The following is a 21,210-nucleotide window of genomic DNA, read 5'->3' as shown; positions in this document are numbered from 1 at the left end:
GCAAAAGCATCGGCCCTTTCTTTCGCACGCGCAACGGCGGGGTCGGGGGATCATGCAGATTGAAATATATCTGCACCGTCACGGCGCGATGCTTTTTAAGGCCAGCCTTTTTCAAAAGGCTGGCCTTAAATTTTATTCAGCCGGATGTTCGTGGGCTGCCTGGACTTCACCGCGCTTGGTGCGGTTTTTCGCAAAGGTCCCGACAATCAGAACAAAGAACAGCGGCACGAAGAAGATCGCAAGCACGGTTGCTGCAATCATCCCGCCCATCACACCGGTACCAACGGCCACACGGGCCCCGGCACCAGCACCGGTCGAGATCGCCAGCGGCACGACACCAAGGGTGAAGGCCATCGACGTCATGATGATCGGACGCAGACGCTGACGAGCTGCTTCGACGGTTGCTTCAAGAAGGCTCATGCCGTCGTCATAAAGTTCGCGGGCGAACTCGACAATCAGGATGGCGTTCTTGGCGGACAAACCGATCGTGGTCAGGATGGCCACCTGGAAGTAGACGTCATCAGGCAAGCCACGCAGCATCGCTGCGATCACCGCACCAAGGACACCCAGCGGCACAACCATCATCACCGAAATCGGGATCGACCAGCTTTCATACAGAGCCGCAAGGCACAGGAAGACAACGATCATGGACAGGGCATAAAGTGCCGGTCCCTGTTCGCCTGCTTCGCGTTCCTCATAGGACAGCCCCTGCCATTCCAGACCGATATCGCCCGGCAACTGTGCGACAAGTTCTTCCATCGCGGCCATGGCATCACCGGACGCAACACCCGGTGCCGCAGCACCCTGAATGTTAAGCGACGACAGACCATTGAAGCGTTCCAGACGCGGAGAACCATAAGTCCACTCACTGGTCGAGACTGCCGAAATCGGCACCATCTCGCCCGACTGGTTGCGGACATACCAGTAATCCATGTCTTCGGGCATCATGCGGTATTTGGCATCCGCCTGCATGTAGACCCGTTTGACGCGACCGTTTTCGATGAAGTCGTTGACGTAGCTTGAACCCCAGGCCGCTGCCAGCGTCTGGTTGATATCGGCAAGGTCAACACCAAGGGCGCTGGCCTTTTCCTGATCAATGTTGATGTTGAACTGCGGCGTGTCATTCAAGCCGTTCGGACGTACACCAACAAGACGCGGGTCCTGTGATGCCATGCCCAAAAGCTGGTTACGCGCTGCAATCAATGCATCATGGCCAACGCTACCACGGTCAACAAGCTGCAGGTCAAAGCCGTTTGCCGTACCAAGTTCGACAATCGCCGGCGGCGCAAAGGCAAAGACCATGGCTTCGCGGATACCCGCGAACGCACCATAGGCACGACCAATCACCGCATCGACCGACTGATCCGGACGGGTACGTTCCGACCAGTCTTTGAGGTTCACGAACGCAATACCCGCATTCTGGCCACTACCGGCAAAGGAGAAGCCGGCAACGGTGAACAGGCCATCGATATTCTCTGCCTCGTTCTCCATGAAGTGTTTTTCAAGCTTCTTGAGAACCTCGACCGTACGTTCCTGCGACGCACCGGCTGGCAGCTGCACCATGGTGAACATGATGCCCTGGTCTTCTTCCGGAAGGAAGGAGCCCGGCAGACGGCCAAACAAAGCAACCAGTGCCGCAACAAGAATGCCGTAGACAAACAGGTAACGCCATTTGCGGTTCACGACATGACCAACACTGCCCTGATAGAAGTTGTTGGTCTTATCGAACCCACGGTTAAACCAGCCAAACGGACCTTTCTTCTTGCTCGGATCCGTGTGACCGGGCTTGAGCATGGTCGCACAAAGCGCTGGTGTCAGAACGATTGCCACAACAACCGACAGTACCATCGCCGACACGATCGTGATCGAGAACTGACGATAAATCGCCCCGGTCGAGCCGGCAAAGAACGCCATCGGCACAAACACCGCCGACAGGACAAGCGCAATACCGATAAGTGCACCGGTGATCTGGCCCATAGATTTACGGGTGGCTTCGCGCGGCGGCAGACCGTCTTCGTGCATCACACGTTCGACGTTTTCCACCACAACAATCGCGTCATCCACCAGAAGACCGATGGCCAGAACCATGGCAAACATGGTCAGCGTGTTGATCGAATAGCCGAATGCCGCAAGGATCCCGAAGGTGCCCAGCAAAACAACCGGCACCGCAATCGTCGGAATAAGCGTCGCCCGCCAGTTCTGCAGGAACAGGAACATCACCAGGAAGACGAGAACAATCGCCTCAAACAGGGTGTGCACCACTTCCTCGATCGAGACTTCAACGAACGGGGTCGTGTCATACGGATAGACGATCTCGATCCCTTGCGGAAAGAACGGCTGCAACTCGGCCAAACGTGACTTGATCGCCTCGGCGGTATCAAGTGCATTGGCACCGGTTGCAAGGTTGATACCAATACCGGTTGCCGCCTGTGCGTTATAGCGCCCGACAATGTCATAGCTTTCGCCGCCGATTTCGATGCGGGCAACGTCGCCAAGACGCACCTGCGCACCATCGGTTTCAACTTTCAACAGAATGTTGGCGAACTCATCGACCGTCTGAAGCTTGCTTTGGGCGGTAATGGTTGCGTTGATCTGCTGACCGGCAATTGCTGGCGCACCACCAATCTGACCAGCCGTGACTTCGGTGTTCTGCGCCTCGATGGCGGCATTCACATCCATCACGGTCAGGTTATAGGACAGCATCTTGTTCGGATCGAGCCAGATGCGCATGGCATGCTGGGCACCGAACACCTGCACCGAACCAACACCGTTCACACGTGCAATCGGGTCTTCAACCGACGAAACAACAAAGTCCGAAAGGTCTTCGGCATTCATCGAACCGTCGCCCGACACAAAGCCGACAACCATCAGGAACGAACCGCTGGACTTGCTGACATTCACCCCCTGTTCCTGCACTTCGGCCGGAAGGGATGACATGGCAGCCTGCAGTTTGTTCTGCACCTGAACCTGGGCAATGTCCGGATCGGCTTCGGGTTCGAACGTCAGCGTAATCGACGCCTGACCATTCCCAGACGAAGTCGAGGACATGTAGCGCAGATAATCAAGACCGTTCATCTGCTGTTCGATCACCTGGGTGACCGTGTTTTCAACAGTTTGGGCCGAAGCACCAGGATAGGTTGCGGAAATTTCGACAGAAGGCGGCGCGATCGATGGATACTGTTCCACCGGCAACTGCCAAAGCGAAAGTCCCCCCGCCAGCATGATCACCAGGGCGACAACCCAGGCGAAGACGGGGCGATCAATAAAGAATTTTGCCATTGAATAAGTCCTTATTCGGCGGCTTTGGCGGTTTCAACAGGCTGCGGCGCGACCGGGGCGCCCGGGCCGATGCGCTGAACGCCATCGACAATCACCTGAACACCGTCTTCGAGACCATCCGTAACCAGCCAGTCCTGCCCCTGCGACTTTTCAATCGTCAGATCGCGCGACGCAACCTTGCCGTCTTCAACGACATAGGCATAGGCCGAACCATCCGGGCGACGCATGACCGCTTTCTGCGGCACGAGGAAGGCGTCCTCAAGATGACCCTGACGGACCTGACCACGCACAAACATGCCCGGCAGAAGCGTACCTTCCGGGTTCGGGAAGACAGCACGCAAACGGACCGTACCGGTGGTTTCATTCACCGTCACATCCGAGAACTGCAGCGTTCCGACATGCGGGTATTCCTCACCGGTCGCATCAATGATCAGGTTGACTTCAATCTGACCTTCGGCAACGCCCTTGATCCGGCCGTTCTGAACCGCCTGCTTGATTTTCAGCAAGCGGCCACCGGCCTGGGTGACGTCAACATAGATCGGATCAAGCTGGGTAATGGTGGTCAGCTTTGCCGACTGGTTGGTCGTAACCAGCGCACCTTCGGAATAATCCGAAGAGCCGATCTGACCGGAAATCGGTGCCGTAACCGTGGTATAGGCCAGATCGATGCGGGCCTGTTCCAGTTCCGCACGGGCAGCGGCAACAGATGCCTTTGCCTGCGCTTCGGCCGCAACCGCATCATCATAGGTCTGCTGGCTAACGGCCTGCGACTTGATCAGCGGGTCATAGCGCGAACGGGTCTTGGTCGTCTGATCAAGGGTCGCACGCTGACGGGCAAGTTCGGCCTGTGCGGCATCAACACGTGCGAGGTAAACTTCCTGATCAATCATATAAAGCTGCTGACCGGCTTCAACAAACGCACCCTCGGTGAAGTTGCGTTCCTTGATAATGCCATCGACCTGCGGACGGATGTCTGCCTGACGGAAGGCCACAGTACGGCCCGGCATTTCTTCAACCAGGCCAACGGTCTGCGCTTCAAGCGTTACGGTGCCGACCGGCGTTGCCTGGGGCTGCTGCTGGCCATTGGCCTGCTGCCCGCCGCCGTTATTTTCCTCGCTGCAAGCAGCAACAAGAACGACAAGCGCTGCCATACCAGCGAATTTCAAACAAGATCGCATGGACAAAATGCTTATTCCTTCTAAGTCCGTGCAAAGCAGTGTGGTGGGCGCTTTGCCATTGCTTTTATAAATACTGTACGGTACAGTACACTTTGTGCGCTGCACGATCAAGACCCAAAAACAGCAGAGCCAAGAAAGATGAATGAGACGCCCGAAAAGCTTGAAAAACAACATTCTCGCGGATCCGCACGCCGTCGGGCGATGATGGATGCTGCATGGGCGTTACTGCTTGAACGTGGCTTTGCCGGCGTGACACTTAATGATGTTATTTCGCAATCGGGCGGGTCACGTACAACCCTTTACGAAGCATTCGGCGGAAAGGACGGCCTGCTTGCAGCGGTTATGACCGAGCAATGCAAGGAATTCTCCGCAGAGTTACATATCTCACTGGAAACCGATCTCCCTCCCCGCGATGCCCTGACGGACTTCGGCACGAAACTGGCACACAAGATAGTAACCGAGGAAGTCGCCCGCTTCACCCAGATTCTGTATTCCGAAGGCCAGCATTTCCCGCCTCTGATCGAGAAATTCTTTGAAGTCGGCCCCGACAGCACGCGCAAGCACCTTGCCGATTACCTGTCGCGCCAGCAAAAGCTTGGCAACATGACCATCGATGACCCGGATCATTCGGCCGAAATATTTGAATCGATGGTCATCGGTGACTGGCTGTCGCGGATCATGAAGCACAATCCCCGTCCGCCGATGACCGATCAGCAGATCGAAGAACGCGTTTCGCGCGCCGTTCACACCTTCCTGTGTGGCGTCGCAACACCGCAAACGCGCGACAAGCTCGCCTGCGACGACAATTAACCTCCCCCTTGCCGCTTAACCTGATAACGAGCTTTTACCCGCCCCCTCCTGACAGCATCCTGTCAGTTACCATCACCTACCATCACTGCGTGCATGGGTTTTCCCGCGGGTGATCTGCATCACATCTTGTTTACCTTGCCCTAACATTACCAAATTTGGGATAAACTCTGGGCTGCGTTACCCACAGAGGGAGCTTTGACCTCCTTCCCGGCAAGCAAAAGGATCCCGTCATGCAGTTGCGAAAGGCACTTACCGGCTTTGGCGTTCTTGCAATTTCGATTGCAGGGCTGAGCGCACGCGCCGATGCCATTTCCATCGAAGACGCCCGCACCTCCGTTGATGCGATCCTGATGCAATCGGGCATTTCCGCGACCGAGGTCGATGCCCGCACGGTCGAAGGCAACGCAGTCGAGCTGGTCTATGACGGCATTTCGCTTGATCTCACCGGCTATTCCAGCCCACGCCAACTGGTGATGGATGATGTTCTGGTGTCGGTCCGCGATACCGATACCGCCGATCATGTCGACCTTGATGTCAAATTGCCTGAAACGGCAAAAATGCAGGCCGAGGCCACCAGCGATCAGCGCGATCTGACGCTACGCAATGCCGGTGGCTATCTGCGCTGGGATACCGCGCGCAATGTGCCGGTGACCTTTGATGGCTTTGCCGACTTTCTGGTTGGCGATGAACCGGTATCGCGCAAGCACTGGATGATGAACGGCCTGATCATTCAATGGCTGCCGGAAATGGCACGCATTGCCTGGCAGGCCGCCGAATGGACTGGCCCGAACCGCGAAAAACGCGGCTCGATCAAATCGGCCAACTTTACGCTCTATCCCGGCGAAGACGGCAACACCCATCTTGATTACGCCCATGACGGTTTGTGGCTGCCAAGCCTTCTGCAGCCGCGCACGGTGCGTGTCAAAACCAGCAGCGCCGGCCTGCCTTGGTCCGAAGCCCAGCCGATCATTGAAAAGGGTTTTCATGATATCCTGACCGGTACCGCCCCGCGGTTTGCCCGCCGCCAGATTGGCGATGCACTTTGGAAAAAGGCCGCGCAAAACGGCGCCCCGGTCAAGGTTGATGAATTCTATGTCGAATCCCGCGGGCTTGAGGCCCTTGGTTCCGGCGAATTCATGGCCCAGGCCGCCGCACGTTATGGCTTCACCGGTGATTTTGATTTCCGTCTCCTGGGTCAGGACAAACTTGTCGATCTGCTCGGCACCCCCGACAGCCCGACCCTTCTTGGCGCGCTTGTCCCCTTCGCCGTCAACGGCCTTGCCGCCGGTCGCCCCGGCCCGCAAGGCACGACCGAATATGACGGCCAACTCCTCCCCGACGGCCGGATTGTAGTGAATGGCCTGACGGTGTTTCGCACGGCTGATGGCAGCTAGGGAATGACGCCCGCCTCTCGCTCCCCCAACCCAACAGGTCCGTGCAGCCGACTTGTGATTTATTGCCACGACATCGATACCATGGTGGCGTTTTACAGCACCCATTTCGGCTATCAGGCCTTTGACCGGGACGGTGATCGCATCATCGAGCTGCGCCGTACCGATGGCGGCCTGATCCTGATGCTGCATCCGGCGGGCAAAGGCCAGAAAGCAGGCCAGTCTTTGATCAAACTGGTCTTTGACGTCGAGGATGTCGAAAGCACCCGAAACGCCCTGATCAAAGCCGGGATCGATGTCGGACCGATCCATCAGGCCGACAACTACCAGTTCGCGAACCTCAAGGACCCGGCAAAGAACTCGGTATCGATCTCCAGCCGGGCGTTTTCCTGATCAACGTCCGGCAAACAGTCATAAAAAAACGGCCGCCTTGCGCAATCGCAGGCGGCCGCTCCCATTGGTGCATTCAAGCAATTACCAAGTGTATTTTAGCGTTCCGAGCACCGTCCGCCCATCACCATAAAACGCTGAGTATGCGTCACTTGAGGCCACATATTCACGGTCAAACAGGTTGGTTGCATTCAGAGCGAAGCTGACCTGGTCGGTGATCTGATAACTCAGCATCGCATCGGTCAGCGCATATGAACTGACTGAATAGGCATTGCCTGCATCAGAATAGGTCTGACCAACATACCGTACACCCGCTCCAAAGGTCAGATCGCCGAACCGGTTGTGACCAGGAATAGTGTAATCAAGCCACAACGAGGCGTTATGCCTTGGGGTGTGGTCCGGACGGTTCCCCTCGTTCGCAGATCCACCATCCTTGGTAATTTCCGCATCCAGCCAAGTATAGGCAACCGTCATATTCAATTGATCTGTCAGGCTCATTTTGCCTTCAAGCTCAATACCCTGCGTATTGATCTCGCCGATTTGCATCTGCTCGGTATAGGACGCGTTCCACTTGGAAACGTTCGTCTGTGTCAGATCAAAAAAGGCCAGAGTAAACAGCGCGTCATAGTCAAGCGGCTGGAATTTGAGCCCCACTTCATACTGCGTGCCTTCCTGCGGCTCCGGGTCGCCCTCGAATGTCGACAGATTGGTATAGACCGGTTGGAATGACTCGGAATAATTTCCATAGAGTGAAAGACCGTCCGTCACCTTGTAGGTCAACCCGAGCCGGGACGTGAAAGCGTGCATGTCGCTCTCTTCACTGTTCCCGTTCGTCGGATAATCAACATCAGTCTGCACATAGTCGTAACGACCGCCGAGTGTCAGTATCCAATCTTGATTGAGCGTCAGTTGTTCTTGCCCATAAAGACCATAGGAGTTCTGTTTGATGTCCCAATCCGTGTGGGTCGAGGTCAGGCTGACGCAAGACCGCCCACAATAAACCGGGTTGTAAAAGTCAACAGCCGGTGCCGTACCTTGCAACACAGTTTCACGGTTATCGTCATAGGAATAATCAAAGCCAACCAGGGTCTTGCTTTGAACATTCTCGCTCAGAGATGCGTCATACTCAGCGTTATTATCCACACTGATCCGGCTGACTGTTCCATCGACCGTCCACGCTGCACGGGTATTGCCCGGGTTTGGTGAATTTACATACACCTGTTCCTGATCCAGGGTGACATGGGTGTATTTGGCATCCTGACGAAGCTTGAGCTGATCGGTGAGCTGATGGGAAAAGCTGTAGCCAAGATCAAACTGTTCTGTTTCGAACTTATCGAAGTCCGGTTCGCCGAGAAAAGTGTCGGGATCAACGTCAACGCCCGGCGGGAAAGCGTGACCAACATTGCTGTCACGATTGCTATAGCCGGTGAGGATCGTAAGTTCCGTACCGGTTTTTGGTTTATAGGTAAAGGCTGGCGCAACATAAATCCGGTCATCGCGCGAATAATCACGCCCACGCTCGGCATCCTGCCACAACCCGGTCAGACGATAGGACCACTTGCTGTCTTCGGACATCGGTCCGGTAACATCCCCGCCAAATGTCAGGTGCTGATCGCCGAAGGTCGTAAAAACCTCGCCGCTCGGGTCATCTTCCGGGCGCTTGGTGATGGCATTTACCAAACCACCGGGCGCATTCATACCAAACAGGCTGGAAGTTGATCCCTTGACGATATCGACCTGCTGCAAGCCATAAGGCTCTGTACGCGATGCTGTCCAGCCGAAATTCCGCTGACGCAGACCATCGCGATAGGTCCCGTATCCCGACGGATAGAAACCGCGCAACCGGACATAGTCATAACGCACATCGGTACCATACTCGCCCACTGACACGCCTGAGGTGTAAGACAAGACCTGCTGCATATCCTGTGCGTTACGGGTTTCAAGTTCCTTTTCTGTCACCACTGAAACAGCGGATGCGTCATCTAGAATTGGGGTATTGGTCTTTGACGCCGTAGTCGTACGCACGGCAACAAAACTGTCAGTGATGGCTTTGCTCGGATCGGCTGCCTCTGCCGCATTGGCTTCAACGCGCAGCGTATCAAGCACTTCCTCGCCGGCACTGCTGGTCACGGCTTCGATCACGACCGTGCCGTCGCTGGTGACATCGTAATCAAGACCCGAACCGCGCAGAAGAGCCTCAAGGGCCGTGCTTGCGCGCATGCTGCCATTGATGGCTGGCGCATCAAGGTTGCGCGCCAGCGCCCCATCCACGGTCACCTGCAAACCGGCCTGCACACCAAACTGCGCCAAGGCACTGGTTAGCGACTGTGCCGGGATGTCAAACGCGTGCTCTGCATCAATCCCGCTGGCACTGGTCTGCGCACTTGCAGTCGGTACAAACACGACCGGTGCCAAGGCACTTGTCATCATCAAGGCACTGGCTATTACCACAACACGACCACGATTTTGCAGTCGGGCTGCACCCCCATTCATCATTTTATTCTGTCTCCGTTTCATGTCCTATGCCTGAACAAGATTGAGAATGCAAACGCTTCTCAATGGCGCATAAAAGACAAAACGGCTGCCGATTTTGTTTTTTCAAAAATTTTTATGGAAATTCATCACATTGGCGCAAAACCCGCAAAATTCTGCGGGTTTCCGATGTATGTTTTTTTTTCACAGAGTGAGAAAAGTGGGTCGCCGGAAAAAGCCATCCGAGGCCATCAGGACGGCGACACCACCAGAATCCACGGGGTGATTTCACGCACGGTTGCCTTTTGCGCGCGTGCCATACCGCGCAGCGCCGAAACCGGATCATTAAGGCGATAGACCCCCGTCACCGTCTGACTTGCCAGCACCTCATCAGTGATCACGATCGTGCCGTTAAAGTAACGACGCAACTGATCAACGACTTCCGAAAGCGGCTGGTCCTGCGCGATCAGCTGGTTCTTGCGCCATGCACCAATCTGGCTGGTCGGTGTTTGACTGCGCAGTACCGATCCGTCCCGGCCAACACGCACCTGCTGACCGGCTTCAAGCTTTTCAAACACGGCTGGAACATCGGCGGCATTTTCAACCTGCACCAGACCATGCTCGACCCCGACGCTTGAGGCATTTGCACCCTCGGACACATCAAATCCCGTACCCAGCACGGTGACGGTCAGGTTATCTGCCCCGACGCGAAACGGCTTTTGCGGATCGGGCGTCACGTCAAAGAACGCCTCGCCATCCAGCAACTCGACAAAGCGTGTCGTGCCGTCGAAATGAACGGTGATCGCGCTTTCCGGGGCAAGGGTGACGGTGCTGTTATCCGCAAGGGTGATCGTGCTGATCTCGCCGGTTGCTGACACATGATCGGCCTGCATCCGGGTGGCGATATCCGGTCCGATGACGGCTGCCATCAGGGATGCCGCCACCGCAATACCGCCCAACCCGATCCCGCGCCAAGACATGTTGCCGCGCTTCTGGAAACGGGTTTGCGCCGAGATGACCTTGCTTTCGGCAACCGCCTTTTCGTAGTCAATATTCAGCAGGGCGTCGACCGCATCATTCGGCGCGCGGCCAGCAGTATTATTGCGCTTGGCATCAAGGAACTGTTGCCAGTCGGCTTTGCCGGCCGGCTTGGCCTTTGCCATCAAATGGGCTGTGCGTTTGGTGGCATTCCAGGCATCCAGATGGGCCGGGTTTTGCGCGCACCAATCGGCAAACCGTGATTGCAGATCAGGGTTATTCGGCTCTTCCTGCAGGCGGATCAACCATTCGGTCGCATCCTGCTCTGCCTGCTTTTGAACTGGATCGGTTGTCCCTGCCATCACCCTATTGCGTCCCCGTTGCACCATTTGGTGCCTTTCGGGCCGTATAGCCCAATTCGGTGAAGACGTCACTACCTCTGCGGGTTTTGCCGCCAAATTCTTCGCGATGGCAATGTGCTGCCCAACGATCAACGCCCCTCATGGCCAGCCGCCCAGCCGTTCGCGGCAATGATCGATCCCGTCAGTGACAAGCTTGTGGGCAAGCGGTACGGAAATTTCGAGATAGTCGGCAATCTCGCGCAGCTTGGCTCCGCCAACCCGGTGCATCTCACACGCAATGCGCGTGCGTTCGGGCAATTCCGCCAACGCCTGCATCAGGATTTCATATTCGTCCTTATAGACCGCAACGGTTTCCGGGTCCGGGTTGTCGGATGCCTGCGTCTGCACAACAACATCATAGTCGGACGCGCCAGTCAGGCTGCTTTCACGCGCATCACGGCGTTTGCTATCAAGGGCCAGGTTGCGCACGATCCGGTAAAGGTAGCCCGTCGTGTCCTCAAGAAACCGTCCCCGGGTTGCATCGTCAAAACGCAGCCATGCTTCCTGCACCAGATCTTCGGCCTGCACACGGTTGCCGATGATGCTGCTGGCATAGTTCACCAGCGCCGATCTTTGACGCATGAACAGGCTAAGCGATGTCGCGTTTGAGGGTACGCTTCGGGGCAATCAGAAGGTCCTTTGCAGAATGCGGACAGGCGCAATAAAGCTCGCAGTCCGCGCGTGCCGCCACGATTAACGCAAATGATACTGATTATCAACACCTATCACGCACCCTATCCATCAGACGAAGCTGCGCACAGGCTTTAGGAAATTCGTTACCTTGCCTTGCTATACAGGTCGATCATCTGACAACCGACCAACATGCCTTTGGGGAGCGCACCATGCAGAAAACCAGCCTTGTCATTCTTGTGACCGGGATTGTTGCCTTGGGCATGTGGGGCATTGGCGACTATATGGCGCATCAGGGCGAGGAATATGGTGATGTCACCAGCGGCCAATCAATTGCCGAACAGACCTGCCTGCGCTGCCACACCAAATTCGAAGGCGATCCCCTGCCTGATCCGAACGTGACAACCGCCCCGGCCCTTGCCAGCTTCGGGCAACGCTGGCCGCTTGAAAACCTTGAAGAGGCTTTGGCCGAGGGCATCACGGTGTCGCATGACAACATGACCATGCCCGAATTTTCCTTTACCCCGGAAACCATCGCCGATCTGTTGAGCTATATGGAACAGCTTACAACTGAGGCGAACCAGCAAACCAACCAATAAACTTAAACGCGCACATCCCCTTAACAATCTCAATCCGCTTGCCATATGAAACAGATACCCTGATTTCCCGGCATCGGAGACGGCCTTGTTTTATCGGCTTGCAGTTGCTGTTTTAAGTTTTCTGATCCTGCCCCTGACCGCGCGGTCGGAAGAAACGCTTGTGATTGCGACCAACATCTATCCGCCCTACGTCTATGAAGATGTCGAGAACAGCTTCCTGCCCGAACTGTTTGCCGAGATTGGCAAGGAAATGGGGATCAGTTTCCGCTTTGAAATCCTGCCCTGGCTTCGATGCGAGCAGGAAGTGGAAACCCACGCGGCCTGGGGTGCCATTCCCTATCGCAAGACCGATACCCGCGAACAGACATATGCCTTTTCCGACCCGCTATATCTGCAAGATTCCCACTTCTTTGCCTATGACGCCGATGGCGTCAAACCGCGCTATGGCTATCACGAACTGGCCGATCTGCGTGGCTTCCGGATTGGGGGCATTCAGGGTTATTATTACGAAAGCTGGTTTAAGAAAGCCCGTCTCGATGTCGACTACGCCCATTCCGAGGAACAGAACTTGCGGCGCCTAAAGGTCGGTCGGATTGATCTTTTCCCCACCGCGACCACGATTGGCTGGTATCAGATCCGCCATCTGTTCCCGCCCGAAGAAGCCGCAAATTTCTATACGCTCGACAAACCCTTGATCGACGGCGCGGGCTTGCATCTGATGACCTCGAAAACCTATCCCGAAAACGACACGTTGCTCGAGCGCTTCAATACCGCCATGGCAGAGGTCAAATCGTCCGGCACCTATGCCCAGCTTGTCGAAAAGCACGGCTTGATGCTGCGCTATTAAAGAATTCAGGCCATGGCAGGGGTGCAGCCCCACCATGGCCTGTAACACCGCGACTTTACGAACACCGCACAATCGTCCGCAAGCCCCGGCGCTATGGTGTATGGCGTTATGCCAATTTGGCGAAAACCTTTTGCCATTCCGGCTTGGGCGTGATGCCAAAGATATCCTCAAGGGTCTGGGCGATATCGCCGACCGAAAGCGTGTGACGCTCTTCCTCGCCACTAACAAGGCGAATGGTCAGGCGGTTATTCCGCAGCGTAAAGCGCGCAAACGCCGCCGACCTAGCGGCGATCAGGGCAGTGTTGAAACCGCCTTCGGGATGGTGGGCGGCATACCAGTTCATCACCTCGTAATCGATATCAGCAACAGGCGCGAAATCGATCTCGTGTACTGGCCTCCAGACGCCACCGCGCTCAAGCTCGACCCGGCAGCCATGCTCAAGGGGGATCACGCGATAGGTGTCATGAAAGGTAACCTGCGGCGCGCTGGTTTCCAGCAAAAGCGGTGCGGTCGGCACACAGCCGCCCAGCCCGACATCGGCAAGCCAGGCCTCGCCATCAATCATCACCCGATTGACCATATGACAGCGCGGACGCGGCATTTCATGCGCGCCATAGCCCCACAAAACCCGACCGGCCAGCCCTTCGACCTCAAAGCCCAGACTGCGCAGCACACGGCGAAACAGGGAATTATGCTCAAAGCAATAGCCACCGCGCCCCGAATGGATCAGTTTGCGGTCAATATCGGCAGGCGCCAGGCTGACCGGTTTGCCCATCAGGACATCAATCGCCTCGAACGGGATATTGGCCGGATGCAGGGCATGCAGCGCCTGAAGCACATCAAGGCTTGCGGTGCGCGGCCCCACATAGCCGATGCGATCGAAATAGGCGTCCAGATCGACTTCCGGTTCCGGTGTGCGGATCGGCTTGGCCCAGCTGGCATTGATGCGGCCCTGAAGACCATGACGGTCATTGGCGACCAGCACTTCATCGGCGATTGGTTGCGGGCTGTTCATCACGGGGCTCCATCCGTTTCAAAGACGTTTTTGTTCCTCTGAAGCCAGACGATAGAACCTCAACCTATGTTAAGGTCAAAAAGAAAATCACCCAAATCCGGAAATCGAATAATCTGCGAACAATTACGTCCAATATGAACCACATCATCAACACATCACCCCATCCATGGCCCATACAAGCAACAATTCACCTTTTGCACGCACGATATAAAGCTTTTGCACGACAGGTTGCTTGCCCTTGTGATATTTGAGAGTCTTGAAACGTTAAAACAGACGGTCGCCATGGATCGAAACCCGATCGCATCAAAAGGCCGACCGATGGAAACGTCGCTTTATCCACCCAAGCCGGATCGCAGCAGGTCCGCTTGTCAGACAGGAAAGTTACGATGCGCACTGTTTATGTGAACGGCGAGTTTTTGCCGGAAACCGAAGCAAAGATTTCGATTTTTGACCGATCCTTCCTGTTCGCCGACGGCGTGTATGAAGTGACCTCGGTGCTTGATGGCAAGCTGATTGACTTCATGGGTCATATGAAGCGCCTCGAACGTTCTCTTGCGGAGCTGAAATTCAAATTCGAGCCCGATATCGATCAACTTCTTGAAGCGCACCGCGAACTGGTGAAGCTCAATGACATCACCGAAGGCCTGATTTATCTGCAGGTTTCGCGTGGCTCGGCCGGTGATCGTGATTTCGCAATCGACCCGGAAACCCCGCCGACCATAGTGATGTTCACGCAAAGCAAGTCGCTGATCAAATCGGCCCTTGCCGAACGCGGTCAGAAGATCGTGACCTTCCCCGATATCCGCTGGCGCCGGTCGGACATCAAAACCACCCAGCTTCTGTATGCATCGCTTCTCAAAACCGATGCGGCCGCCAAGGGCAAGGATGATGCCTGGATGGTGCTCGATGGTTACGTCACCGAAGGATCTTCCAACAACGCCTATATCGTCACCAAGGACGGCACGATCGTCACCCGTGAACTCTCGACCGACATTCTGCACGGCATCACCCGTGCGGCGGTTCTGAAATGTGCCGAGGAACTGCAGCTCAAGGTCGAAGAACGCCACTTCACCATCGAAGAAGCGCAGAATGCGGCTGAAGCCTTCTCGACCTCGGCGTCTGCCTTTGTCTGCCCGGTTGTCGAAATTGACGACAAACAGATCGGCGACGGCGTACCGGGCCCGGTCGCCAAGCGCCTGCGCGAGATCTATATCGAAGCCAACCGCAAGATGGCAGTCTGATCTGCGTCTCAAAGCATCCGTATGATCGTCTCCTCAAAGCCGATCAAAACGCAAAACGCCGCCCCTTATCGGGCGGCGTTTTTTTGTTGGGCAGCTTCGCCTGCGCGGCCTAAATCAAGGCCTAAATCATGGCCTACATCGCGGCAAGCTCTTCCTCGGTAAAGTCGGCAGCAAGGGTGACATCCTTACCTGCCTCAAGCACCGCCAGCCGGTCGCTCAGTGCCGCATGCACCCCGGCATAGGCATCCGTGCCAAGCAACAAACGGAACGGCATTTTGGCTGCATCGGCAGCATGGATCATCGCCTTGACCATCCGGTCCGGATCGCCCTTGACGACCCAGCCACCACCTAGGGCGTCCTTGACATCATGGGCTGGTGTCCCGTCATAGGCACCGATCGGATCGGGAAACACGATGGAGCCGATAAACGCTGTGCGGGTCGGGCCCGGCTGGACAATCATGAAGTCGATATCAAACGGCGCGACTTCCTTTGCAAGCGATTCAACAAAACCCTCAATGCCCCATTTGGTCGCGTGATACAGGCTAAAGCCCGGATAGGCGATCTGACCGCCTTCGGACGATACCTGAATGATCCGGCCCGATCCTTGCGCACGCAGATGTGGCAAGGCCGCCTTGATCAGCACGATTGATCCCAAAAGGTTGGTATCAATAATCTGGCGCATCTGATCAATGCCGGTTTCCTCGGCCGCACCGAGAATGCCATAGGCGGCGTTACTCACGATGAAATCAATCCGCCCGACATCGGCAAAGGCCTGATCGACGGTCGCCTGTACCGCATCGGCATCGCTGACATCAAGATAGGCGACACGAAGGCGGTCACCATATTGCGCCACCAACTCATCAAGCGATCCTTTGCGCCGCACAGTCGCAATTACCCGGTCGCCTCGTGCCAGCAGCTTTTCCGTAAGCCCGCGACCAAACCCGGACGATGCACCGGTAATCAACCATGTCTTGTCCATGTCAGTTCCTTTCTGTCTTGCTCTGAACATGGGCGGACTATAGAAACCAATAATTGATGTGATAACTGCGCTTAATTCGGATGGGTTAGTGAAAATATGCCAGCAATTAATCAGCCGACCTTGAATGACATGCGGTTCTTCATCGCGGTCGCCGAACATCGCAGCTTCCGAAAGGCCGCCGATGCGCTGGGTGTTGCCCCCTCAACGCTCAGCCACGCGCTGCGCAACATGGAAGGCAACCTTGATATCCGCCTGTTTCATCGCACCACGCGCAGCGTTTCACTGACCGAGGCCGGTGAACAGCTTCTTGATCGGTTGCGCCCGGCACTGCTTAACCTTGAAGAAGCCATGGGCACCGTCGAAAGCTTTCGAACTGGCGGTCCATCCGGAACGGTACGCATCAATACATCCGATGGGGCTGCCCGCCTCCTGACCCGCCATGTCGTGCCGGAAATGCGCAAACGATACCCGGACGTGGCGATTGATCTTGTCACCGAAGGGCGGCTTGTCGATATCGTCGCCGGCGGCTTTGATGCCGGGGCACGACTGGGCGAAACCGTGCCGCTTGATATGGTCGCGGTGCGCTTTGGCCCGCCGTTTCGTTTTTTGACTGTGGCATCACCGGATTACTTCGAAAACCGCCCGCGCCCGGTCACACCCGATGACCTGCACAGCCATGACTGCATCCGCCACCGTTTTCCCAGCGGCAAAATCTATCACTGGGATTTCGAAAAGCAGGGACAGGAAATCTCGATTGATGTTTCCGGCCCGCTGACCCTTGATCGTCATGATCTGATGGTCGATGCCGCCCGTCAGGGGCTTGGCATTGCCTACGTCTCGGAGATTTATGCCGCACGCGCCATCGCCAGTGGCGATCTTGTTACGGTGCTCGATGACTGGTTGCCGGAAATTCCCGGGTTGTTCCTGTATTACCCCGATCACCGGCGGGTTCCCCCACCCTTACGCGCCTTTATCGATGTGATGAAATCGCTCGACCCTGCGTTGCGAACCGGATATCTGGAAAGGGATATCTCTTTTTAAAACAGATAAAAACCGGATCACACCGCGGGGAAACGGACCATGACGTCCAGCAACACATCACGCCAGAACAACCTTGCCGGCATCATGACGATGTGTGGCGGGTGGCGGCCCTTTGCATCAATGATGCGCTGGCCAAAAGCCTGATGGATCATTATTCCCCGTTCCAGATCATCTTCCTGCGCAACATGATCGCCCTTCCCTTTGCCTTCCTGCTCGCCCTTAAGATGGGCGGTTATCGCGGATTGCGCTCGACCCGGGTGGGTGTGCATTTCATGCGTGGCGTGATCTGGATTGCCGCCACCGTGATGTTCTTTACCAGCATCCATCACCTTGGCCTGGCCGAGGCCACCGCATTGGCCTTTGTCGCCCCGCTTTTCATCACCGCCCTTTCGGCAATCTTCATTGCCCGGGTTGGCTGGCGGCGCTGGCTTGCGGTCAGTGTCGGTTTTCTCGGTGTTCTGGTGATTGTCCGGCCGGGGGCGGCAACGTTTGAAGTCATGTCGCTTCTGCCCATCGCCACCGCACTGGCCTATGCGCTGTTGATGCTAAGCGCGCGCTTTGTCGATACGCGCGAAACCATGTGGACCTTGCTGCTGTATCTCAGCCTGACCAGCGCGATCCTGACCAGTATTCCGGCGATGTTTGTCTGGACCGCTGTCCGGGCTGAAGACATCTGGCTATTCGTCGCGATCGCGGCATTTGGCTCTGTCGGCATCACCATGATCACACAGGCCTTCCGCTTTGCCGAGGCCCCCACGGTGGCCCCGTTCGACTACACGGCACTCATCTGGGCCACCGCCCTTGGCTGGCTGTTCTGGGGCGAAACGCCCGATATGCTGACCTTTGTCGGCGCAGCCATCATTACCGCCAGCGGCCTCTTCGTTATCTTCCGTGAAAGCAAGGTAGCGGCAGAGACCTAATCGCGCGACTTCACGCCATAGGTCCGCATGGCCCCTTCGCGCATATCGGCTTCACGCACGTCCTTTTTGAAGCGGTAACTGGGGGCAAGGATTTCATTGGCCTTGGCCACCGTGACATCAAACAGGGTCGCCACCCGAAAAGCGTCGCCTGCCATTTCCTGCAGGATGGCTTGCCGTTCTTCAAAACCGGCATCACCGCTACGCATCAGGACGGCGTTGCCATAAAGCTGCCAGCCGCGCTGAGAAAACACATCGACGAAACTGACGCAAACGCGCGGATCGCGGGCGATATTCTGAACCGATTGCGGAGAGGCGATATTGGCAATGATAATGCGATCACCCCCAAAGCAGGCGAAGATTTCCTTGGGACTGACCGACGGCCCGTCATCGGAAGCCGTCGCCAGCCAGCAAAGGACCGAACGATTGGCATAGTCGCGGATCTCATCGGTCAGCATGAAGAAAATACTCGCGCTTTTTTCAGTGTTGCAATGCCCCATCAAACTGACACTTGGGCCGGACGATGAGAGGAATTTGGCTGATTATACTAGTCATTTCGCGACATTTCATACTTCAGCATACGCGAGTAGTCCCCATCTAAACGATAGCCTCTCTCGTCGCAAACACCCGGCACGTTGCAACCGTTTATTTTCCACCTGATCTGCGTTTGCTTGATCTTCTCTTGAAGCCGTTCATTTGTTTTTGCATTTTCGATTGCTATTCTATGCTCACGATATTCGTCATCAGCAAGGTACCTGACACCTTTGACGATATGCGCCACTGCAACAGCCCCAAAAAACAATAAAGCGACCAAACCCCAAATCTTATCTGACTTAGACATTCTCTGTCGCATGGAAGCTCTCCACCTTCTGTTGATAAAGATTTACCAGCAGAAATCCCCCATCGCATAGGTGATGTGACGACCCGTGGCGGCCAGAAGGGCATCAAGCTTTCCCCGTTCCGGCAGGGTGCCGCGCGGGGCGCCGAGTTCATCGGCGTGGATACCCCCGGTGACAAGGACGACGTCGAGACCTGCATTGTTGGAGCCGGCAATATCGGTCGAGATGCTGTCGCCAACGACCAGTAATTTGGCATCCGGGCCCTTGTCAAACGCCTGCAGGCAGAAGTCATAGGCACTTGCCAGCGGCTTGCCTTCCCAGCGGACATTACCGCCAAGCTCTTCATAGCGCCCGGCAATCGCACCGGCACAGATGATGCGGTTGCCGCCCCGGATCACTTCACGGTCGGGGTTCGGGCATAGCACCGGCAGGTCACGGGCCTTAAGCGCATGCAGCAAATCTTCGTATTTCGACACCGGATCGTGATCCTCGTTCGGACCCGTGATCAGGACCCAGTCGGCATCATCGACTTCGGTGACGATTTCGACATCCTGATTTTCAAACATCGACATGTCGCGCACCGGCCCGACCATAAGAACCTTGCGGCCAAGCTTTGCGTACCAGGGATCAGAGCGCGCAACGAGCTGGGCATAGGCAACCTCGCCCGAGGCGACTGCGGGACCATACAGATCGCGCGAAATGCCCATATCTTCCATCCGGTTGACCACGACCGACGAACGACGCGGTGCGTTCGACAGCAGGGCCACCGGAATGCCGGCCTCCTTGAGGGCCGTCATCGCGGCAATCGAGCTTGGATAAGGGGTGACCCCGTCATGCACCACGCCCCAAAGATCAAGGATCACGGCATCATATTTGCCAATCACCTCGGACAGGCCATTGATCATTTCATAGGAGGCGGTTTGCATTAAGGAAATCCGTTTTAATTATTGCGAGTTGCGGCACCGGGTCCCCGCCTGCGCGGGGATGACGGTGCCAAACCGTTTGCCTGAGATCCCGTCATTCCCGCGCAGGCGGGAACCTCGAACCTCAGACTCAATCCTTCTTGGCGGCCTCGGCCTCACGCGCGGCGCGGGCCTCATCGACCGGAATATTCTTGCCCGAAATTTCCGGGAAGGCGGCCCCGACCGCATCCGACACATTGGCAAAGCCATCCTTGCGCAGACGCCGTGACAGGTCTTCCTTGATCTCGGCCACAAGCTCAACCCCGTGATAGACCAGCGAGGAATAAAGCTGCACCAGCGATGCGCCATTCAGGATCTTTTCATAGGCATCCTTGCCCGACGCAATCCCGCCAACCCCGATCAGCGGTACCTTGCCCTCGGTCAGGCGATAGAAATCGGCCAGAACCTTGGTCGAGGGTGCCATCAGTGGCGGGCCGGACAGGCCACCCTTTTCATCCTGATCATAGGAATTAAGCCCGACGGGTCGGTCAATCGTGGTGTTCGAAACGATCATGCCATCAAGCTTGACCTTGGTCACCACGGCGGCAATGTCGGATTTGTCTTCTTCGGTCAGGTCCGGCGCGACCTTGAGCAACACCGGAACACCCTTGGCAAAGCTGTTGCGTGCCTTGATCACGGCCTTAAGCAACTTCTCAAGCGGCGCGCGCCCCTGAAGCGCGCGCAGGCCCGGCGTATTGGGCGAAGAAACATTGACCACCAGATAATCGGCATAGGGGCCAAGCGCCTCGACCCCCTTGGCGTAATCATCGGCCGCATCTTCGGAATATTTGTTTTTGCCAAGATTGGCACCAAGGATGCCGCGCCGCGCGCGTTTGCGCAGGCGATTGGCAACGGCCTCGACGCCCTCATTATTGAACCCCATGCGGTTGATCACCGCGCGGTCGGAATAAAGCCGGAAAAGACGGGGTTTCGGGTTGCCCGGTTGCGGAAGTGGTGTGACCGACCCGATCTCAACAAAGCCAAACCCGTGCGAAAGCATCTGGTTGGGGACTTCGCCGTTTTTATCAAAGCCCGCAGCAAGTCCGACCGGGTTGGCAAATTTGCACCCAAACACCTCGGTCTCGAGGATCGGGGTTGCGTCCGTCGCGTCATCATCGCGCGGCACCAGATTGTTTTTCAACGCCCAGATCGCCAGACCATGGGCGGTCTCGGCATCGATCCAGCGGACAATCGGCAAAACCAGTGACTTATACCACCCCACGCGTCACACTCCGTGCTTG

At 56.3% G+C, this 21,210-nt stretch carries 19 protein-coding genes; 8 read left to right on the top strand and 11 right to left on the bottom strand.

Annotated elements, in window-relative coordinates; all coding sequences use genetic code 11:
• Nucleotides 1-132: 132 nt before the first annotated feature.
• Complete coding sequence (locus tag CMO10_RS18405; protein WP_297024791.1) at nt 133-3,279, bottom strand: efflux RND transporter permease subunit; 3,147 nt, start codon at nt 3,277-3,279, stop codon at nt 133-135.
• 11 nt (nt 3,280-3,290) lie between these two features.
• Entirely contained in the window at nt 3,291-4,430 is a 1,140-nt protein-coding gene (locus tag CMO10_RS18400) for an efflux RND transporter periplasmic adaptor subunit (RefSeq protein ID WP_297024790.1), read from the bottom strand.
• A gap of 165 nt (nt 4,431-4,595) precedes the next feature.
• Here CMO10_RS18400 and CMO10_RS18395 point away from each other — a divergent pair, with 165 nt between their 5' ends.
• The 3 genes from CMO10_RS18395 (at nt 4,596) to CMO10_RS18385 (ending at nt 7,051) form a co-directional block, all read left to right on the top strand.
• The gene (locus CMO10_RS18395) at nt 4,596-5,267 is read left to right on the top strand and encodes a TetR/AcrR family transcriptional regulator (protein WP_297024789.1); all 672 of its coding nucleotides are present in this window, start codon (nt 4,596-4,598) and stop codon (nt 5,265-5,267) included.
• A 230-nt stretch (nt 5,268-5,497) separates the two neighbouring features.
• The gene (locus CMO10_RS18390; RefSeq protein ID WP_297024788.1) at nt 5,498-6,661 is read left to right on the top strand and encodes a hypothetical protein; all 1,164 of its coding nucleotides are present in this window, start codon (nt 5,498-5,500) and stop codon (nt 6,659-6,661) included.
• Nucleotides 6,662-6,664: 3 nt separating this feature from the next.
• Nucleotides 6,665-7,051, top strand: coding sequence for a VOC family protein (locus CMO10_RS18385; RefSeq protein WP_297024787.1), 387 nt, complete (start codon nt 6,665-6,667; stop codon nt 7,049-7,051).
• Between the two features lie 81 nt (nt 7,052-7,132).
• On the opposite strand, the gene CMO10_RS18380 is transcribed toward CMO10_RS18385, so the two are convergent.
• The 3 genes from CMO10_RS18380 to CMO10_RS18370 form a co-directional block, all read right to left on the bottom strand.
• Nucleotides 7,133-9,544 (bottom strand): TonB-dependent siderophore receptor, encoded by a 2,412-nt coding sequence (locus CMO10_RS18380; protein WP_297024786.1) that lies wholly within the window; start codon nt 9,542-9,544, stop codon nt 7,133-7,135.
• A gap of 227 nt (nt 9,545-9,771) precedes the next feature.
• The gene (locus CMO10_RS18375) at nt 9,772-10,860 is read right to left on the bottom strand and encodes a FecR family protein (RefSeq protein WP_297024785.1); all 1,089 of its coding nucleotides are present in this window, start codon (nt 10,858-10,860) and stop codon (nt 9,772-9,774) included.
• Between the two features lie 138 nt (nt 10,861-10,998).
• Nucleotides 10,999-11,526, bottom strand: coding sequence for a sigma-70 family RNA polymerase sigma factor (locus CMO10_RS18370; RefSeq protein WP_363928351.1), 528 nt, complete (start codon nt 11,524-11,526; stop codon nt 10,999-11,001).
• A 215-nt stretch (nt 11,527-11,741) separates the two neighbouring features.
• Between CMO10_RS18370 and CMO10_RS18365 the strand changes: the two genes are divergently transcribed.
• Nucleotides 11,742-12,128, top strand: a complete 387-nt coding sequence (locus CMO10_RS18365; protein ID WP_297024784.1) for a c-type cytochrome — start codon at nt 11,742-11,744, stop codon at nt 12,126-12,128.
• Between the two features lie 85 nt (nt 12,129-12,213).
• On the top strand, nt 12,214-12,975 hold the full coding sequence (locus CMO10_RS18360; RefSeq protein ID WP_297024783.1) for a substrate-binding periplasmic protein: 762 nt from the start codon (nt 12,214-12,216) through the stop codon (nt 12,973-12,975).
• Nucleotides 12,976-13,081: 106 nt separating this feature from the next.
• Here CMO10_RS18360 and CMO10_RS18355 read toward each other — a convergent pair whose 3' ends face one another.
• On the bottom strand, nt 13,082-13,990 hold the full coding sequence (locus tag CMO10_RS18355) for an arylamine N-acetyltransferase family protein (protein ID WP_297024782.1): 909 nt from the start codon (nt 13,988-13,990) through the stop codon (nt 13,082-13,084).
• Between the two features lie 386 nt (nt 13,991-14,376).
• On the opposite strand from CMO10_RS18355, the gene CMO10_RS18350 reads away from it, so the two are divergent.
• Entirely contained in the window at nt 14,377-15,231 is an 855-nt protein-coding gene (locus CMO10_RS18350) for a D-amino-acid transaminase (RefSeq protein WP_297024781.1), read from the top strand.
• Between the two features lie 133 nt (nt 15,232-15,364).
• Here the strand turns inward: CMO10_RS18350 and CMO10_RS18345 are convergent, their stop codons facing one another.
• Nucleotides 15,365-16,210 carry an SDR family oxidoreductase gene (locus CMO10_RS18345; protein ID WP_297024780.1) on the bottom strand — a complete coding sequence of 282 codons (846 nt, stop codon included), beginning with the start codon at nt 16,208-16,210 and terminating at the stop codon, nt 15,365-15,367.
• 96 nt (nt 16,211-16,306) lie between these two features.
• Here CMO10_RS18345 and CMO10_RS18340 point away from each other — a divergent pair, with 96 nt between their 5' ends.
• Nucleotides 16,307-17,251 (top strand): LysR family transcriptional regulator, encoded by a 945-nt coding sequence (locus CMO10_RS18340; protein WP_297024779.1) that lies wholly within the window; start codon nt 16,307-16,309, stop codon nt 17,249-17,251.
• Between the two features lie 101 nt (nt 17,252-17,352).
• A complete protein-coding gene (locus CMO10_RS18335) occupies nt 17,353-18,171 on the top strand; it encodes a DMT family transporter (protein WP_297024778.1) in 819 nt (272 codons plus the stop codon).
• On the opposite strand, the gene CMO10_RS18330 is transcribed toward CMO10_RS18335, so the two are convergent.
• From CMO10_RS18330 to CMO10_RS18315, 4 genes are all read right to left on the bottom strand, one after another.
• Entirely contained in the window at nt 18,168-18,626 is a 459-nt protein-coding gene (locus CMO10_RS18330) for a pyridoxamine 5'-phosphate oxidase family protein (protein WP_297024777.1), read from the bottom strand. The two genes, CMO10_RS18335 and CMO10_RS18330, sit on opposite strands and share 4 nt — an antisense overlap.
• A gap of 89 nt (nt 18,627-18,715) precedes the next feature.
• On the bottom strand, nt 18,716-19,009 hold the full coding sequence (locus CMO10_RS18325; RefSeq protein ID WP_297024776.1) for a hypothetical protein: 294 nt from the start codon (nt 19,007-19,009) through the stop codon (nt 18,716-18,718).
• A gap of 42 nt (nt 19,010-19,051) precedes the next feature.
• Nucleotides 19,052-19,933, bottom strand: a complete 882-nt coding sequence (locus CMO10_RS18320; RefSeq protein WP_297024775.1) for a TIGR01459 family HAD-type hydrolase — start codon at nt 19,931-19,933, stop codon at nt 19,052-19,054.
• A gap of 127 nt (nt 19,934-20,060) precedes the next feature.
• Nucleotides 20,061-21,191 carry a quinone-dependent dihydroorotate dehydrogenase gene (locus CMO10_RS18315; RefSeq protein ID WP_297024774.1) on the bottom strand — a complete coding sequence of 377 codons (1,131 nt, stop codon included), beginning with the start codon at nt 21,189-21,191 and terminating at the stop codon, nt 20,061-20,063.
• Nucleotides 21,192-21,210: the final 19 nt, after the last annotated feature.

The organism is Thalassospira sp., assembly GCF_002709775.1.
Classification (GTDB): Bacteria; Pseudomonadota; Alphaproteobacteria; order Rhodospirillales; family Thalassospiraceae; genus Thalassospira.
The sequence above is the reverse complement of the archived record's forward strand: the minus strand, read 5'-3'. Positions and strand labels throughout refer to the sequence as shown.

Excerpts from the sequence above, each read along its gene's own strand:
- CMO10_RS18380 (WP_297024786.1), bottom strand. The coding sequence starts at position 9,544 with ATGATGAATGGGGGTGCAGCCCGACTGCAAAATCGTGGTCGTGTTGTG.
- CMO10_RS18395 (WP_297024789.1), top strand. The coding sequence starts at position 4,596 with ATGAATGAGACGCCCGAAAAGCTTGAAAAACAACATTCTCGCGGATCC.
- CMO10_RS18385 (WP_297024787.1), top strand. The coding sequence starts at position 6,665 with ATGACGCCCGCCTCTCGCTCCCCCAACCCAACAGGTCCGTGCAGCCGA.
- CMO10_RS18375 (WP_297024785.1), bottom strand. The coding sequence starts at position 10,860 with ATGGCAGGGACAACCGATCCAGTTCAAAAGCAGGCAGAGCAGGATGCG.
- CMO10_RS18405 (WP_297024791.1), bottom strand. The coding sequence starts at position 3,279 with ATGGCAAAATTCTTTATTGATCGCCCCGTCTTCGCCTGGGTTGTCGCC.
- CMO10_RS18350 (WP_297024781.1), top strand. The coding sequence starts at position 14,377 with ATGCGCACTGTTTATGTGAACGGCGAGTTTTTGCCGGAAACCGAAGCA.
- CMO10_RS18345 (WP_297024780.1), bottom strand. The coding sequence starts at position 16,210 with ATGGACAAGACATGGTTGATTACCGGTGCATCGTCCGGGTTTGGTCGC.
- CMO10_RS18330 (WP_297024777.1), bottom strand. The coding sequence starts at position 18,626 with ATGCTGACCGATGAGATCCGCGACTATGCCAATCGTTCGGTCCTTTGC.
- CMO10_RS18390 (WP_297024788.1), top strand. The coding sequence starts at position 5,498 with ATGCAGTTGCGAAAGGCACTTACCGGCTTTGGCGTTCTTGCAATTTCG.
- CMO10_RS18365 (WP_297024784.1), top strand. The coding sequence starts at position 11,742 with ATGCAGAAAACCAGCCTTGTCATTCTTGTGACCGGGATTGTTGCCTTG.
- CMO10_RS18355 (WP_297024782.1), bottom strand. The coding sequence starts at position 13,990 with ATGAACAGCCCGCAACCAATCGCCGATGAAGTGCTGGTCGCCAATGAC.
- CMO10_RS18400 (WP_297024790.1), bottom strand. The coding sequence starts at position 4,430 with ATGGCAGCGCTTGTCGTTCTTGTTGCTGCTTGCAGCGAGGAAAATAAC.
- CMO10_RS18325 (WP_297024776.1), bottom strand. The coding sequence starts at position 19,009 with ATGTCTAAGTCAGATAAGATTTGGGGTTTGGTCGCTTTATTGTTTTTT.
- CMO10_RS18340 (WP_297024779.1), top strand. The coding sequence starts at position 16,307 with ATGCCAGCAATTAATCAGCCGACCTTGAATGACATGCGGTTCTTCATC.
- CMO10_RS18320 (WP_297024775.1), bottom strand. The coding sequence starts at position 19,933 with ATGCAAACCGCCTCCTATGAAATGATCAATGGCCTGTCCGAGGTGATT.